This window comes from Candidatus Poriferisocius sp., from assembly GCF_965208475.1.
In the GTDB taxonomy this organism is placed as follows: domain Bacteria; phylum Actinomycetota; class Acidimicrobiia; order Acidimicrobiales; family Bin134; genus Poriferisocius.
This window is the reverse complement of record NZ_OZ242338.1, coordinates 2,764,285-2,779,703: the sequence shown is the minus strand read 5'-3', so window position 1 is coordinate 2,779,703 and position 15,419 is coordinate 2,764,285. Positions and strand designations below refer to the sequence as shown.

Below are 15,419 nucleotides of genomic sequence, written 5' to 3'. Positions count from 1 at the left end.
TCCTGCCGACTAGCCGAACCGGGGCTTGGACCGGACTGCTAGCCGAATACGCGGATGGGACCGGGGTATTGCCCGACTACCGCGTCGGCCGTCAGCAGCGTCAGCGCCTCGGCATGGGCTTGGGCGATCAGGAGGCGGTCGAAGGGATCGTTGTGGATGGGGGGCAGGGTGTCCACGGCCACGGCATGGGTTCCTGTGATCGCTAGCTCCAGGTATCCGTTGTTGCGCAACCCCTGGCGCAGCAAGCGGGGGTCGACCTTGAAGTCGGCCCGACCCAGCCCGTTCTTGATGGCGACCTCCCAAAGCGACGCCGCGCTGAAGTACAGCTCTGAAGACAGATCTTCGATCAGAGCCCGAGCGTCGCCGGGAAGGCGTTCAGGCATTCCCGCGGCCCACAGCAAGATGTGGGTATCCAATAAGAAGGTCACGTATCGCCTTCGAAGAGGGCTTGGAGCTTGGATCCGCCCATTTGGTCGAAGTCCTCAGGCACCGAAATGTCGGTCAGGAATCCTGTTCGGCGCATGGCGCCCGGCTCTGGCATCTCCAGCGAGGCAACCATGACCAGCGGAGTCCCCGCACGGGCGATGATAAACGGCTCGCCATGAACCGCTCTCTCAACGAGTTTTGAGAGGTGGGTCTTGGCCTCATGCATATTGACCACCCGCATCGCGGCCTCCATTTAGCTTAGTTCAGTAAACTAAGTCTATTCGCCGACCGGCGTGAGCGCAACCGATTCAGAGATTACCGATGACGAGATCAGGCTCGAGTTGTTGCGCGTGTGCAATGGCCGTCTCAGGTCAAATGAGTCAGCTTCGTGGCCGTCAAGTGCAAGACTCAAGGGACGCTGTAGGAGCAAGACGTGACGATCAATTTGGACGGCAGTCCATACAGCCTGGAAGAGACCGGTAAGTGGGCTGTAGAAAAAGCCGCGGATTTGGAAAGTCGGGTTGACCTCCTTCGCAACGAGGGTCAACTTACACAGCAGACTCTTCGAGCCTATTTCGGCGACACTCGTTTTGAGCAGATCGCCGAGTCGAATGCCATCGAAGGAAGCACCCTGAGCGCTGGCGAGACAGAGCTTGCCATCATGCAGGGCGTCACGATCACCGGACATGATCCGGCCTATACTCGAGATGCCATCAACCTCTCAAATGCCCTGGAACGCCTAGTAGAACTGGCCAAAGAACCAGCTGCTACGAACATTGAGCAGGTCAAAGAGCTGCACAAGCTGATCTTGGCAGATGCTTCTACAGCAGGTCTCTTTCGCTCTCACCCAGTCTGGATTTCTGGTTCCCCCCACACCCCTCCTGCTACTTGGCCTGAAGTCATGGCAGGGATGGAGGACTGGGAGGAGTGGTCAGTCGGCAACAGCGGGTCGTCAGCCTTGCTGCGAGCAATAGTGCTTCACACATGGCTGACCCATATCCATCCGTACGCTGATGGCAATGGACGGACCTCCCGTGCGGTAATGAACTTGGAGCTGATCCGAGCAGGCCTTCCTAGTGTGATCATTCGTCGCAAGGATCGCTTGAGGTACTACGAGGCGCTTGCTGAGTCTGACCTGGGAGGAGATCTTGGACCCATCGTTGAGTTGGTGGTGGAACGGGCTGAGGACGCTCTGCGCCGTCTAGAACACACAGCTTCAGCCGAGCAGGGCTATGACCGTGCACGAGCTGAGCTCATGGAAGCGCAGAAACGTCAGGTAGGCATCTGGAATGATGCGGTACGCTTACTCTTCTCACTGGTGAATGATGCCCTTGAAGTCGCGTTTGAAGGCATAGGGCGGGTCTCGACGTTTTGGTATGAGGGCGAGTTGTCCATTGAGGACTATGTTTCTCTCTCCCAGGGGAATGCCGCCGGGAACTCGTGGCTGTTTCGCGTCAATGCTGAAGTATCAGGTATTGGAAGTCGACGCTATCTGGCTTGGACTGGCTTTAGAAGCTACGAGATGCGTCACTCGCAATATATAGGAGAAGGGCCATCAATCTATTGGTCAGTTCCTGACAAGTCTGGAGAAAGAAAATGGGTCCTCGATGATTTAGCCTCTCCCGGAATCTCTGAACTAACTCTTGAATTGCCCAACGTTGATCAGTGGATTGGCAGACTCCCAGACGGAGAGTCTCGCAATTTCAAACCAAGTGCAGCAGCGAGGCGAATTGCTGAAAGTATCCTTAATTCGATCAACGTTCCCTGAAAATAAAGAAATATAATTCAGTTTCAATATCATTTGTCAAAAGTCGAATTGTTGTCCTCACAACTGAGTTGATCAGGGGTAGTTGTCACCGTCGTCGGTATCATGGTTGGTATGGAGTTTGGAGCTTCTACCAAGGGAGACGCCACTGAGGCGCAAGGCGATATCGCCGATTTTGCGATGGTGGATTTCTCCGAGATGGGCTCATCGGATCTCATCAGACTGGTGTTGCAGGCTGATGTTGCCCGACGGCGGCTTGATGGCTATGTGGCGGCGTTGTTGGGCCGCCTGGGGCAATTGGAAGGAGACGAAGCAGTTGCCGCAGTGTGTTCGCAGTTCGGCATCTCCAGGTACAAGGCTCGCAAGCAGGCAAAGACCGCAGGAATGCTCAACGGGCTGCCCAACATACTCCAGGCTGCGAAGGACGGTTGGATCACCATGGACCACGCCCAGCTTGTGGCTGAATCCCATGCCCGGGTACCGCTTGACTTGGAAGAAGAACTTGAATTGATCCCGTTGGCCATCAAGCTGGATTGCGACCACTTCCGCAAGACGTTGGCCGCCATGGAGGATCAGCGCCAGGCAGAGGACGGGTTGAGCCGTACCGAGAGGCAACGGGCCCGCCGATTCGCCAAGGTGTTCGACGGCGACGACGACATGGTGGTGGTGTACGCCGAGTTGGACCGCATCGCCGGCGAGCGGGTTAGGGCGGCGTTGGAGCAGCTGAACTCGCAGATGCTGCGTGATGACTCCGCGACCGGTGAGGAGCGCACCTTCGAACAGCGCAATGCCGACGCCTTGGTCGCACTCATCAGCCAACAGCCTGCGGCGCGAACCAACCAGGAGGAAGCCGCCGTTGGCGCTGACTGCGAAGAGGCCGACTGCGGGGATCTCTCGCCGCAGAAGACCACGCTGGTGGTGAGCGTTGACTACGACGTGCTGGTCGACAAGCTCCAAAATGCCGGGCTCATCGACGGCACCCCCATCGACGTCGACGAGCTGCGGCACATCGCCTGTGACGCCGACATTGTGCCCGTGATCTTCACCGCCGACGGGCAACCCCTCTGGTTGGGACGCAAACAGCGCTCAGTCACCCAGGCCCAAAAGCTCGCGTTGTACCGCCGAGACCGGGGTTGCATCGGCTGCGGCATGCGCCCCACTGCCTGCGACGCCCACCACATCAAATGGTGGGACGAAGGAGGCCCTACTGATATCACCAACCTCGTGCTGCTCTGCCCCCGGTGCCACAAGAGAGTCCACAAGCAGGGTTACCTCGTCGAACAGGATCCCAACACTGGACGATTCGTAGTCAAACCACCGCAAAAACAGCCGCTCGACCGCCGACCGCCAACACGAATACCTCGTCAAGAGTGTGAACGCCGACCTGAGGCAGTAACTCTTGAGCAAGTTGCCTGACTCAAGCCGCTGCCACTCAAGCCGCTGCCACTCAAGCCGCTGCCACCCAAGTAGGTGCAGCTCTAGTATGAGTTGCCCGGCGGCCAGCTACCCGTAGATCACCGCGTCGTAGCGGTTGGTGGCTTCGGCGGGGCCGGTGAGGCGCAGGTGGAGGGCGGCGGGGCCGGAGGCGTCGGGGATTCTCCAGTTGATGGTTCCCACCAAAACGCACTCGTCGCTGCCCACCTCTCCGGCCCAACTCCAGGTTTGGCTGCCGCCGGGCCATTCCAGGGCGGCTTCGACGTGCAACCCAGCCACCGGTTCTTGGCGGTCGCTCACCACATGGACGCCGAACGATAACTCGTCGCCGGGGGTCAGCTCGGGGGGCAGCCGGTCGGCCACCACGATGACCGGTTGGCAGGCTTTGGCCAGCGCTTCGTAGGCGGGTTTGGGCCAGCGCTGCCAGTCGAGCAGCGCAGTGGACACCGCGGGATGGGAGTCGGCGAAGAAGTGCTGGCAGAACCCGCCCGCCGGTCGGTACTTGAGCCGTCGCAGCGTTTCGATGTGCCGCCGTACCACCATGGCCTGATAGGCCCACGCCGCTTCCTGCCAGTCTTCCAGCGTGGTGTGGTCGCGGGGCGGGACATGGCGGTTCATGGCGGTGGCGTCCAGCCCGTGATCGCGGGCCAGTCTGGCCCAGTCCAGGTCAGGCCATGTCTCCGGGCAGAGCAGCGGCATCTCCTGGGGAGGGGACTGGGCGCCGAATTGGGATACGAAGCGAACGGCCCTAGGCCAGCGGGCCGCAAACTGCTCAAGATCCCGTTCGAAGCCCCGCTTCCAGCCGAGCCAAAGGTGGGTGTCGGTTCCGTCGAGGCGGGGCAGATGGGGGAGCACCCCGGAGTAGGCCACCACCGGACGGGAGGGGTCTCGCCGCTCAAGTTCCCGTTTGACGCTCCGATCCAGCACCGAGAGGTTCCAACTCGGCCGCTGGTGAGACGCTAGGTGACGGGCCATGCCCGGAGGACTCTCGCTTCCTCTGCTGGCGCTGTCGCCCAAGGGGTTGACGTGGCCGCACCACAGCATGACGCTGGGGTGGGCCCCTACCGCCCCAACTGCTGCCCGGGCGCAGTCGGTGGCTGTGTTCCGACTGCCCTGAGGGAACGGCCCAACCAAGGGCAGGTCTTGCCAGATCAAAATGCCGGCTTCGTCGGCCGCCTGGTAAAGCGCGGGCGGGCCCACATGGCCGTACAAGCGAATCAGGTCCAACCCCGCCTCTTTGGCCAGCCCCACATCTCGGCGCACATCAGCCTCGTCCACCTCCGCCCACCACGGGGAGGCCGGACCGAAGCCGGCCCCCTTGAGGAACATGCGCACGCCGTTGATGGAGAACTGCCACCGGTCCATCTCCACGGTTCGCAGCCCAGTTCGCACTCTCCGGCGGTCGCTCAGGTTGCCCTGTGGGGTGCCCACCTCCACGACGACGTCGTAATGGGGCTGATCCCCGAGCCGGTGAGGCCACCACCGGCGCGGCTCCGGCACAGCCACCCGCCACTCCACATGGTTTAGGCCGGCGGCCAAGACATGATCGTCGGAGTGCTCTACCTCGCCCACCGCAGTGCGGAGGCGCACCAGGCCCGCTCGGGAAGCGTCCAGATCGGCCTGCAAGGCCACTACCGCCCGCCGTTCTGAAGCACCTAGAGTGGCCACCCGCAGACCCATGATGCGGACCTCGCCGGTACTCTCCACTCTGACCGGCGCCCACAGCCCCCCGGAGTTGCCCGGCGGCAGAAGCTCCGGCGCCTGTCCCAGTGCGCCCAGCATATGGCTACCAGAGATGTCGGGCGAGCGGGGCGGACACGAAAGCTCCAAGGCCAGAAGGTGCTCACGCCGACCGCCCATGGCCTCGGTAATGTCGAACTGGTGGGCCATGAAGTAGCCCTCCACATCGCCCAGGTAACCTCCGTTCAGCCAGATGTCGGCCTGGTACAGCACGCCCTCAAACACCAGCCACCGTCGTTCACCCGCCGCCGGAGGCTGCTGGTTGAATCGATGCCGATACCGCACCTCAGTTTCGCCGCCCAGGTCCGACACCCGCTCCCAATGCCCGGGCACTGGCACCGAGACCCAGCCAGAGTCATCAAACCCCTCATCAGGAAACCCCAACAGCCCCCCGCCCCCCGGCGCCGCAACCCACTTCCCACCCAATTCCACTCCCACAAATCTATTTCCCCTTTTCTCAAAACAAACAAGGAGAGCAGAAAACGGAGGCGGGCGGCGGGCCTGCAAATGGGTCGTTGTGGGGGGTGGCCCGCAGTCGGCTAGTTTCCTCTCCTATGTCACAGCCCACCACCCTCGGCGAACTAAAGGCCTCCGGCTGGCAGTCGGTCTCCGTCAAGCATGAAATCCGCCGCAACGCCATAGCCCGAATCCGAGCCGGCGAAGACCTGTTCCCCGGCATCTGGGGCTATGAAGACACCGTCATCCCCCAGCTGGAGACGGCGCTGCTGGCCGGCCATGACATCATTTTTCTGGGCGAGCGGGGCCAGGCCAAGACCCGGATGATCCGCCTGGTGCTCGACCTGCTCGACGAGTGGCTGCCCATAGTGGCCGGCTCAGAGGTGAACGACGACCCGGGCAATCCCATCTCCAAGCACGCCAAAGACTTGATTGCCGCCGAGGGCGACAACACCCCGCTGGCCTGGGTCCACCGCAGCGAGCGCTACGGGGAGAAGCTGGCCACTCCCGACACCTCCATTGCCGACCTGATCGGCGAGGTAGACCCGATCAAGGTGGCTGAGGGCCGCTACCTGTCCGATGAGCTCACCATCCACTACGGATTGGTGCCCCGCACCAACCGGGGAGTCTTCGCCATCAACGAGCTTCCCGATCTGGCCGAGCGTATCCAGGTGGGGCTGCTCAACGTGCTGGAGGAGCGGGACGTGCAGATCCGGGGCCACAAGATCCGCCTGCCCCTCGACATCTTGTTGTTCGCGTCGGCCAACCCCGAGGACTACACCAATCGAGGTCGCATCATCACCCCGCTCAAGGACCGATTCGGCGCTCAGATCCGCACCCACTATCCGACCGATGTGGACATTGAGCTGGACATCACTGAACAGGAGGTGACGGTACCCGAAGCCGACGTGCTGGTGACGATGCCCGATTTCATGAGCGAGGTGCTGGTGTACCTCAGTTTCTTGGCCCGCCGGAGTCCCCACATCAACCAGCGTTCGGGGGTATCGGTGCGGTTGACGGTGTCCAACTACGAGACGCTGGTGGCCGCGGCCATCCGGCGGGCGCTGCGTACCGGCGAGGCTGCGGCCGTGCCCCGTGTAACCGATCTGGACGCGCTGACTCCCTCCACATTGGGCAAGATCGAGATAGAGACCATCGAAGACGACCGCGAAGCCGAGATTCTGGACAACCTCCGCAAGGAGGCTGTCCGCCAAACCTTCAAGGACGCGGTCGACCACCAAGTGCAGCAGGAGGTGATCGAGGCCTTCGAGGAGGGCCGGGTGGTCAACGCGGGCGATGACATCTCCTCAGTCGACTATGTCGCCCTGGTCGACGAGGTGCCCGCGTTCGCCGGCGCGCTGTCCGCACTGGGCTATGAGCCCGGTGATCTGGAGAATCCCGCGCTGGTGGCCAGTGGCATTGAGTTCGTGCTGGAGGGCCTCCACCTGTCCAAGCGCCTCAACAAGGAGTCCCTGGCCGGTGCCGCGGTTTATCGGGGCAGAACCTGATCTGCCCGGATTCCCCGAATCCGATCGCTCAGTGTGAAAGCGGCGTCTTTGGGATTGCGGTCCCTGTCGAACAGGCCGCGGGCGGTCGACCTCCCCTGGAGCCAGTGGTACCCGTCTATCGCGGTGTCGGCGAAGAACCCCACCACGTTTGTGTTGTCTGACCTCGCGGCCTCGACCTGATCCAGCGTTTGTCCCAAGAGCTGGTCTCGCCACGATTCATCAGTGGTGGACACGCCCGTCCCGGCCACTGCCAGCGGCCGGTCTCCCAGCATGTCGGCCAGGCGGGCCAAAGCCCGGCCCAATTCCTGGGGCTCGGGCGCCAGGCCGGAGTCATCGCAGCGGGCCGAGGGCGGGTGCGGCCCCAAAAGTCCGCGTCGGTCTACGGACACCGGGGCGTCGAAGTTCACCCCCACCACATCGAGCGCGTCCCGGAACTCCTCGCGGGCCGCAATCGGGCGATCGGGCACGGCGATCTCACCGTCGGTCAGCGCCGATATCCAACTCTGCCATAGCAGGCGGTCCCACCACGCCTGCCAGGCGAGGGTGTCGGACCGCTGGTCGGCGGCGAAAACGGTATGGACACCGAACACGCCCATGATCGGGAGGCGCCCGCTGCGGAGCAGTCGGCAGGCTTCGAATGTGGCTTCCAGGCTGTGCTGGGCGGCCTCCACACCGTCGGCGACGAGACGGCGACCGGGAGGACGCCGGCCCAAGATGCGGCTCCGCACCGCCCAGCCCACCGGATCTTCCACCGGTACCCATCCGGCCACCCGGTCGGAGAACCACTCCCCGCAACGGTCAATCCAGCGGGCCCACCACAGCGTTCGCCCCCGCCGGCTGCTCCAACCCCCCTCGTCGTCGGTGAACCAACCGGGCAGGGTGGTGTTCTGCAACACCAGCCAGGTTCGGAGCCCGGCATCTCGGGCCGCGGCCAAGATGTCCAGGTAACGATCGATGGCGTCGTGGTCAAGCTTGCCGGGCAATGGCTCGACGCGGGCCCATTCCACTGGGAGACGGCATTCGGTGAACCCCCAATCAGCCAGCATGTGGAGGTCGGACCGAAAATCGATTCCGAACCCGCAACCCTCACCCGACTGGGGTGCCCGTCCGTCTCGCTCCCACACCGACCAGTCAGCGGCCGCGGCAACCCCTTCCAGCGCAACTGAGTCCCCGGTCCATCCCCAGGCGAATTGGCTGTCCGACTTGCCTGGGTCTCTGGCCGGTCCCCCGAGATACTGGGCGTCCGCAGTGTCGCTGCTGTTTCCCACTTCGTTAAGAGTAGGTTGGCGAGATGCTTCGGAGATGGCGAAGAGCCCGCCGCCGGTCCGCTCACCGGGTGGCCTATTCCCGCTGGGACGGTACCCAGACCGGATTCGACTTCTCCGCGACCGACCTGTTCTCGGAGATGAACGACGACCTCCTCTACCACGGCGACGTGAACGCTGCCCTGCGCCGCCTTCTCCAACAGGGCTTCGAGGTTGACGGCCAAAGGGTGCAGGGCCTGCGGGAGATGATGGAGCAACTTCGCCGCCAGCGCCAGGAGCGGTTGGACCAGCACGACCTCGGCGGGGTTTACGACGACATCGCCCAAGAGCTGCGCGACGTGATCGACATGGAGCGCGGCGCGCTGGAAGATCTGGCCGCCTCGGTCACCAAGTCGGGGGACGAGCGCCGCGCCGCCATTACCACCGAAACCGTGGCCCAGCGCCGGTTCCAACTCGACATGCTGCCCCCCGATCTGGCCGGGCAGATCAAAGAGCTGGACAACTACCAGTTCACCTCGTCGGAGGCCCAGCAGCGGTTCGACGACTTGGTGGAGCAGCTCCGCCAACAGCTCATGCAGAACTACGTGAACCAGATGACCGACGGGATGAACAACCTCTCCCCCGAGGACCTGGCCCGGGCCAAAGACATGATGGCCGAGCTCAACAGCCTGCTGGAGAAGCGCCAGACGGCCGACGAGCAGCTCTCCCCCGACATCGACGACCCAGGCGAGCGCAACCGGTTGCTGGACGAGCGCCTCCAGGGCGACTTCGACAGCTTCATGGAGCGCTACGGCGACTTCTTCCCCGAGAATCCCCGGACGCTGAGCGAGCTGCTGGAGGTCATGGCCCGGCGCATGGCGGCCATGTCAGCCATGATGGCGTCGATGACGCCCGAGCAGCGGGCACAGCTCCAGGGATTGGCCGAGCAGCTTCTGGAAGATATGGACCTGCGCTGGCAGGTGAGCCAGCTATCCCAGAACCTCCAGGCCATGTTCCCCGATGCCGGGTGGGACCGTTCGTACGACTTCAGCGGGGCCGATCCGCTCGACTTCGCCTCGGCTGCTCAGATGATGCAAGAGCTGGGCGACTTGGACCAGCTCGACAACCTGCTGCGGGGGGCCAACAACCCCGGCGCGCTGGCCGAGGTGGACATCGACCGAGCCGGGGAGCTGCTGGGAGACGAGGCGGCCCAGAGCCTCGAGCAAATGGCCGATCTGGCCAAGCTGCTGGAGGAGGCCGGATTGATCGAGAACCGGGAGGGCCGTTTGGAGCTGACGCCCCGGGCCATTCGCCAGATCGGCCAGAACGCTTTGTCGGATCTGTTCAAGAAGCTCCAGCAAGACCGGGTGGGCCAGCACGCCATGGAGATGTTCGGCGGGGGGCACGAGCGGGAGTACCACACCAAGCCCTACGAGTTCGGAGATCCCTTCAACCTGGACATCGAGCGGACCATCCGCAACGCCATCCAGCGAACCGGGGGCGGCACTCCGGTGGAGCTGTTGCCGGAGGACTTCGAGGTGGAGCGCACCGAGAACATCGTGCGGTCGTCAACCGTGCTCATGCTCGACCTGTCCCTGTCCATGCCCATGAGGGACAACTTCCTGCCGGCCAAGAAGGTGGCCATGGCCCTCCACTCCCTTATCAGCTCGCAATATCCCCGAGATTTCCTGGGCATAGTGGGGTTCAGCGAGATCGCTCGAGAAGTCAAGCCCGAGCATCTGCCCGAGGTGTCATGGGACTTCGTGTACGGCACCAACATGCAGCACGGCTTCATGCTCGCCCGCCAGATGCTGGCCCGCCACAGCGGGACCAAGCAGATCATCATGGTCACCGACGGTGAGCCCACTGCCCACGTGGACGAGCATGGCCGGCCCTTCTTCTCCTACCCCCCCGCTCGGGAAACGGTGGACAAGACCCTGGAGCAGGTCATGCGGGCCACCCGCGAGGGCATAAGAATCAACACCTTCATGCTGGACGCCACCTCTTACCTCACCAACTTCATCGAGCAGATCTCCAAGCTGAACGGCGGTCGGGCCTTCTTCACCACCCCGGAGACCTTGGGCGACTACGTGCTGGTGGACTTCGTAGAGCACAAGCGCAAGTTGCTGGGCGGTCGCCGCCGCTGACTCTCGTTCCCGGCGGCCAAAAAATCCCTCTTGCATTGTTGGCCGTTGCGTGTCAGAGTTACGTTGTTGAAATTACAAGCGAGTCGTTTCCGCGACCGGGCAATCCAGGAGGGGTGCTATGAGACTGGTGGAGACAACTGCGAGGCAATCTGAGACGGGCGACGATGGCCGGGCCTGGCAAGCGCTGGCCAATTGCCTGGGGGTGGATCCCGATCTGTTCTTCCCGGAGCGGGGGGCGTCCACCCGAGAGGCCAAGGAGGTCTGCCGGGCTTGCGTGGTGCGCGAGGAGTGTTTGGAGTACGCCATCGTGAACGGTGAGAAATTCGGCATCTGGGGCGGCATGAGCGAGCGGGAGCGGCGCCGAGTACGCCGGGCTCGAGGGCTCACCCGAGTTCGGGAGCCGGTGACCGCAGTGGCCGAGAGCTCCGGTGCTTGAGCCGAGCTGGCCGCCGCATGATGCGAGCCGCGTTCTTCCGGGGTAGCCTGAGGCTATGAATCTCGGGGCAACCGAGCTGATCATCGTGTTGGCCATCTTGTTGGTGCTGTTCGGCGGGGCCAAGCTTCCCAAGCTGGCCCGCTCACTTGGTCAAGCTCAAAAAGAGTTCAAGCAAGGTGTCACCGACGAGTCGAACTCCGAAGACAAAACCGACGAGAAGCCCAAAGACGCATAGCATCGCCCCCCGATGTCTGTAGCTACCTCTGAAGAACTGGTCATGTCGTTGGCCACGATGTCCGTCAATCCGTTTGAGCTGACCTTTGATCAGTTGGAATCATCGCTGGTCGAGACGGCCAATGCAGGCTATACCGGCATCAGCGTTTGGCCGTTCACCCTAGGAATGGCCGGCGTGGACGCCTCCTGGCTGGCTGACCGGCTGGAAGAGCTTCAACTGACCCATCCCGTGGCTGAAGCGGCCTTCGGCTGGTTGAACGCTGATCGCGATGCGGCCGCGGCAGAAATTGCCGGTCTGAGCGAGTACGCCAACGCGGTGGGCAGCCGGGAACTGGTGGCAGTCACCATGGAATCCACGTTGCCCCCCATGGACGAGGTGGCCGCCTGTTTCAAGACCCTCTGCCTGACTGCCGCCGATGCCGGATTGCAGGTCAGCATCGAGTTCCTCCCCTGGACCGGTATCGCCGATCTGGCCACCGCGTGGGAACTCGTGCAGCGAGCCGACTGCGACAACAGCGGCATCATGGTCGACACCTGGCACTGGTTCCGCCAGCCCGGAGGCCCCAACCCCGACCTGCTGGGCCAGATACCCTCAGAGATGCTGCGGGTGGTTCAGCTTTGCGATGCCCCAGCCCAGCCCCCTCAAGACATGGACATCGCCACCGAGACCATGACCGCCCGGCTGCTTCCCGGCGACGGTTCGGTCGACTTTGCCGAGGTCCTGGGCATCCTCTCCGATGTCGGAGCGGCCCCGATCTGGTTTCCCGAGGTGTTCAGCAGCACTCTGGCCGCGGCCGGCCCTCAATCCATGGCTCCCAAGGTCATGGCGGCAACCCGGTCAGTATTGTCCTGAGCGCGGTTCTCTGGCGGCGGCGCGGCGCGGCAGGCGTCTGCGCTAGCGGCGCAATCGGATGTCCGGCCGCTGATTATGGCGGTGATATGGGCATTCGGGATATCCCCCCGACGCGGTTACAATGTCACGGCCCCATCTCCTACAGGAGCAACACCATGACTGAGACCGTAGACGCCCTGCCCGAGCCGCCGGTTGGGCATGTCAAGGTGGTTTATATGGGTCCGGTGGCGCCTCATTGGGACTTCGCCTCCGATTTCGGCGACTCGGGCCACATCGAGCAGTTCAAGGTCCGGGCCGAAGCCCGCCTGTTGCTGCTCCCGCCCCACGATCCGCAGTTCCGCCGGAACCGGGAGAGGGTAAATCGGGATGCCGAGCGGGAGAATCTGCTCATCGACTGGGATTTGGGATACGACGAGGAAGAAGAGGAGGGGGAGTCTGGTGGGAGGTAGGAGCGAAGGCCGCGCGACATGGATTTGGATTCCATCAACATAGAAAACATAGGAATCGACATAGGCGCAGAGTCTGGGCGATTCATCAATCGCGAGCTCTCGTGGTTGGATTTCAACAGCCGAGTGCTGGCCCAAGCCGAAGACCCGTCGGTGCCCCTTTTGGAGCGGGCCAAGTTTTGCGCCATCTGGAGTTCCAACCTTGACGAGTTCTTCCAGGTTCGAGTGGCCGGCCTAAAGGACCAACTGGCCGGCCAGTTCACCGGCACCACGCCCGACGGGCGCACCGCCGCCCAGCAACTCCATGAGATCCGCATCGAGGTGGACGCCCAGATGGACAGGGCCGCCCGCTGCTTGAGCGGCTTGACTGTCGAGTTGGCCGACGCCGACATCGAGATTCTGAACTGGGACGACTTGGACGACGAAGACCGAAAGTTCCTGTCCGGCGAGTTCGACGACCGCATCTATCCGGTGTTGACCCCCTTGGCAGTGGATCTCGGCCATCCGTTCCCCTATATCTCCAATCTGTCGCTGAGCTTGGGCGTGTTGATGGTCGACCCGGCCGACGGCCACCAGAGATTTGCCCGCCTCAAGGTCCCGGCCACCTTCGGGCGATTCCTCCGACTCCCCGCCGAGCATCGGTTTGTGCCCATCGAGCAAGTGGTTGCCGCGCACCTCCCCACCCTGTTCCCGGGGATGGAGATCACCGAGACGGTGGCTTTCCGGGTTACCCGCAACGCCGACTTGGCCGTCGACGAGGGCGAGGCCCAAGACCTGCTGGCCGCGGTTGAGGTTGAGCTGCGGCGCCGCCGATTCCGCAGCGTGGTCCGCCTGGAGGTTGAGCGTCTGGTGTCCTCGGAGATCCGCAACTTGCTGATCGACGAACTCGACATCGAGCGTGACGACGTCTACGAGGTGGACACACTGCTGGAGCTGTCCAGTTTGTGGGATCTTCTTGCCGTCGACCGCCCCGACCTCAAGAACCCAGCATGGAAGTCGGTCAACCCCCTCCCTTCGGCGACGACCGGCGATCAGCCGATAGATCTGTTCGCCCGCATCCGCGAGGGGGACATCCTGGTCCACCATCCCTATGACTCCTTCACCGCCACGGTGCAGGAGTTCATCTGGCAGGCGGCCAACGACCCCAAGGTGCTGGCCATCAAGCTCACGCTGTATCGAACCTCGGGCGACAGCCCGATTGTGCGCTCTCTCATACGGGCCGCGGAGAGCGGCAAGCAGGTGGCGGTGGTGGTCGAGTTGAAGGCCCGCTTCGACGAGGAGGCCAACATTGAGTGGGCCCGCCGACTGGAGCAAGCCGGCGTTCACGTGGCCTATGGGCTGGTCGGGCTCAAAGTTCACGCCAAGACCTGCCTGGTGGTGCGGGAAGAGGCCGAAGGCGTGCGCCGCTACTGCCATATCGGTACCGGCAACTACAACTCCATCACGGCCCGGGTGTACACCGATCTGGGCCTGTTCACTGCCGATCCCGACATCGGGGTCGATCTGACCCAACTGTTCAACTCCCTGACCGGCTACGGCCGAAACATCGAGTTCCGCCGTCTGGTGCCCGCGCCCCAGGGCCTTCGTCGCACAGTGACCGAGCTGATCCGCAACGAGGCGGCCCGCGGTACTGAGGGCCGGATCATCATCAAGATCAACAGCCTTGCCGACGCCGACATGGTGGAGGCGCTGTACGAGGCATCGGCGGCCGGGGTGGACATCGATCTGATCGTGCGGGCAATCTGCTGCCTGCGCCCCGGGGTGGGCGGAATGTCCGAGACCATCCGGGTCCGCTCTTTGATCGGGCGCTATCTGGAGCACAGCCGCATCTACTACTTCGGCAACGGCGAGGGCAACGGCGCCCCCGCCTACTACATCGGCTCAGCCGATCTCATGCCCCGCAACCTCAACCGCCGGATCGAAGCCCTAGTGGCGGTGGTGGACCCAGATTTGCGCCGTAGGCTCGACCAGATCTTGGAATTCAACCTCAAAGACGACACGCTGGCCTGGGATCTGCTGGCCGACGGAAGCTGGCAGCGGGTTCCCCCGCAGACCGGTTTTGATGCTCACACCGCCTTCGAGCAGTTGACTACGGCGGCTGTTTCCTAGATTTCCAAGCAGCGCAGTTTGCCGGGTATCCGCGTCCTCAATGCGGTCAAGCTCTACCGTTTATCCTCGTGCAGCCCGGAACAGTGGCAGTCATACTCGGCGGCGGCGGACTCATCACCCGCCACAACGACGGCGAGTTGGAAGTTCTGATGGTTCATCGGCCCAAACACCTCGACTGGTCGCTGCCCGCGGGCAAACTCGATCCGGGGGAGACGCTGGCCGAGTGCGCGCTGCGAGAGGTACATGAGGAAACGGGCTACGTCTGCGAGTTGGGCAGAGAACTCGACATGGTGGAATACACCGATCGGCGGGGTCGGACCCGTCAAGTCCACTACTGGGAGATGGACGCCATTTCCGGCAGCTTCTCCCCCAGTCTCGAGGTAGACGCCATCGCCTGGATACCCCTGGTGGAGTCGTTGAACTACTTCACCAACGAGCGCGACCTCAAGATTGTGAGCGCGTTCTTGGCCTTGGTGGGCACCAGCGTCCTGGCCTAACCGCGGCCGCTCCAAAACTTCCTTACCTGTTCACCTTCCGTTCAGACGGTCGCGGCAGGTCGGAAACCCGCCCTGCCTATATTTGCAGCTGATCCATTGCGCCAATCGGCGTGCAGTCAAGGAG

14 protein-coding genes are annotated in these 15,419 nt (G+C 63.0%); 10 read left to right on the top strand and 4 right to left on the bottom strand.

Annotation, left to right across the window (positions count from 1 at the left end; translation table 11 throughout):
• Nucleotides 1-38: 38 nt before the first annotated feature.
• A complete protein-coding gene (locus tag ACOGXA_RS12915; RefSeq protein WP_419924278.1) occupies nt 39-428 on the bottom strand; it encodes a type II toxin-antitoxin system VapC family toxin in 390 nt (129 codons plus the stop codon).
• A complete protein-coding gene (locus tag ACOGXA_RS12910) occupies nt 425-679 on the bottom strand; it encodes a type II toxin-antitoxin system Phd/YefM family antitoxin (protein WP_419924277.1) in 255 nt (84 codons plus the stop codon). Before ACOGXA_RS12910 ends, ACOGXA_RS12915 begins: the two co-directional genes overlap by 4 nt.
• Nucleotides 680-859: 180 nt before the next feature.
• Between ACOGXA_RS12910 and ACOGXA_RS12905 the strand changes: the two genes are divergently transcribed.
• Both ACOGXA_RS12905 and ACOGXA_RS12900 read left to right on the top strand, forming a co-directional pair.
• Complete coding sequence (locus tag ACOGXA_RS12905) at nt 860-2,194, top strand: Fic family protein (protein ID WP_419924276.1); 1,335 nt, start codon at nt 860-862, stop codon at nt 2,192-2,194.
• 111 nt (nt 2,195-2,305) lie between these two features.
• Complete coding sequence (locus ACOGXA_RS12900; RefSeq protein WP_419924275.1) at nt 2,306-3,607, top strand: DUF222 domain-containing protein; 1,302 nt, start codon at nt 2,306-2,308, stop codon at nt 3,605-3,607.
• Between the two features lie 87 nt (nt 3,608-3,694).
• On the opposite strand, the gene ACOGXA_RS12895 is transcribed toward ACOGXA_RS12900, so the two are convergent.
• Nucleotides 3,695-5,797 carry a glycoside hydrolase family 2 protein gene (locus tag ACOGXA_RS12895; RefSeq protein WP_419924274.1) on the bottom strand — a complete coding sequence of 701 codons (2,103 nt, stop codon included), beginning with the start codon at nt 5,795-5,797 and terminating at the stop codon, nt 3,695-3,697.
• A gap of 122 nt (nt 5,798-5,919) precedes the next feature.
• On the opposite strand from ACOGXA_RS12895, the gene ACOGXA_RS12890 reads away from it, so the two are divergent.
• Entirely contained in the window at nt 5,920-7,329 is a 1,410-nt protein-coding gene (locus tag ACOGXA_RS12890; protein ID WP_419924273.1) for a magnesium chelatase, read from the top strand.
• Here ACOGXA_RS12890 and ACOGXA_RS12885 read toward each other — a convergent pair.
• On the bottom strand, nt 7,311-8,597 hold the full coding sequence (locus ACOGXA_RS12885) for a family 1 glycosylhydrolase (RefSeq protein ID WP_419924272.1): 1,287 nt from the start codon (nt 8,595-8,597) through the stop codon (nt 7,311-7,313). The genes ACOGXA_RS12890 and ACOGXA_RS12885 overlap by 19 nt on opposite strands.
• Nucleotides 8,598-8,620: 23 nt before the next feature.
• On the opposite strand from ACOGXA_RS12885, the gene ACOGXA_RS12880 reads away from it, so the two are divergent.
• The 7 genes from ACOGXA_RS12880 to ACOGXA_RS12850 all read left to right on the top strand — a co-directional run bounded on the left by ACOGXA_RS12880 (nt 8,621) and on the right by ACOGXA_RS12850 (nt 15,295).
• On the top strand, nt 8,621-10,720 hold the full coding sequence (locus ACOGXA_RS12880) for a hypothetical protein (protein ID WP_419924271.1): 2,100 nt from the start codon (nt 8,621-8,623) through the stop codon (nt 10,718-10,720).
• 118 nt (nt 10,721-10,838) lie between these two features.
• Nucleotides 10,839-11,156: a WhiB family transcriptional regulator gene (locus ACOGXA_RS12875; protein ID WP_419924270.1), complete on the top strand. Its 318-nt coding sequence runs from the start codon at nt 10,839-10,841 to the stop codon at nt 11,154-11,156.
• A gap of 55 nt (nt 11,157-11,211) precedes the next feature.
• On the top strand, nt 11,212-11,391 hold the full coding sequence (gene tatA / locus ACOGXA_RS12870; RefSeq protein WP_419924269.1) for a twin-arginine translocase TatA/TatE family subunit: 180 nt from the start codon (nt 11,212-11,214) through the stop codon (nt 11,389-11,391).
• Between the two features lie 12 nt (nt 11,392-11,403).
• Nucleotides 11,404-12,243, top strand: coding sequence for a sugar phosphate isomerase/epimerase family protein (locus ACOGXA_RS12865; protein WP_419924268.1), 840 nt, complete (start codon nt 11,404-11,406; stop codon nt 12,241-12,243).
• Nucleotides 12,244-12,398: 155 nt separating this feature from the next.
• The gene (locus ACOGXA_RS12860) at nt 12,399-12,692 is read left to right on the top strand and encodes a hypothetical protein (protein ID WP_419924267.1); all 294 of its coding nucleotides are present in this window, start codon (nt 12,399-12,401) and stop codon (nt 12,690-12,692) included.
• A gap of 18 nt (nt 12,693-12,710) precedes the next feature.
• A complete protein-coding gene (gene ppk1 / locus ACOGXA_RS12855) occupies nt 12,711-14,798 on the top strand; it encodes a polyphosphate kinase 1 (RefSeq protein WP_419924266.1) in 2,088 nt (695 codons plus the stop codon).
• 68 nt (nt 14,799-14,866) lie between these two features.
• Nucleotides 14,867-15,295 (top strand): NUDIX hydrolase, encoded by a 429-nt coding sequence (locus ACOGXA_RS12850; protein ID WP_419924265.1) that lies wholly within the window; start codon nt 14,867-14,869, stop codon nt 15,293-15,295.
• Nucleotides 15,296-15,419 lie beyond the last annotated feature (124 nt).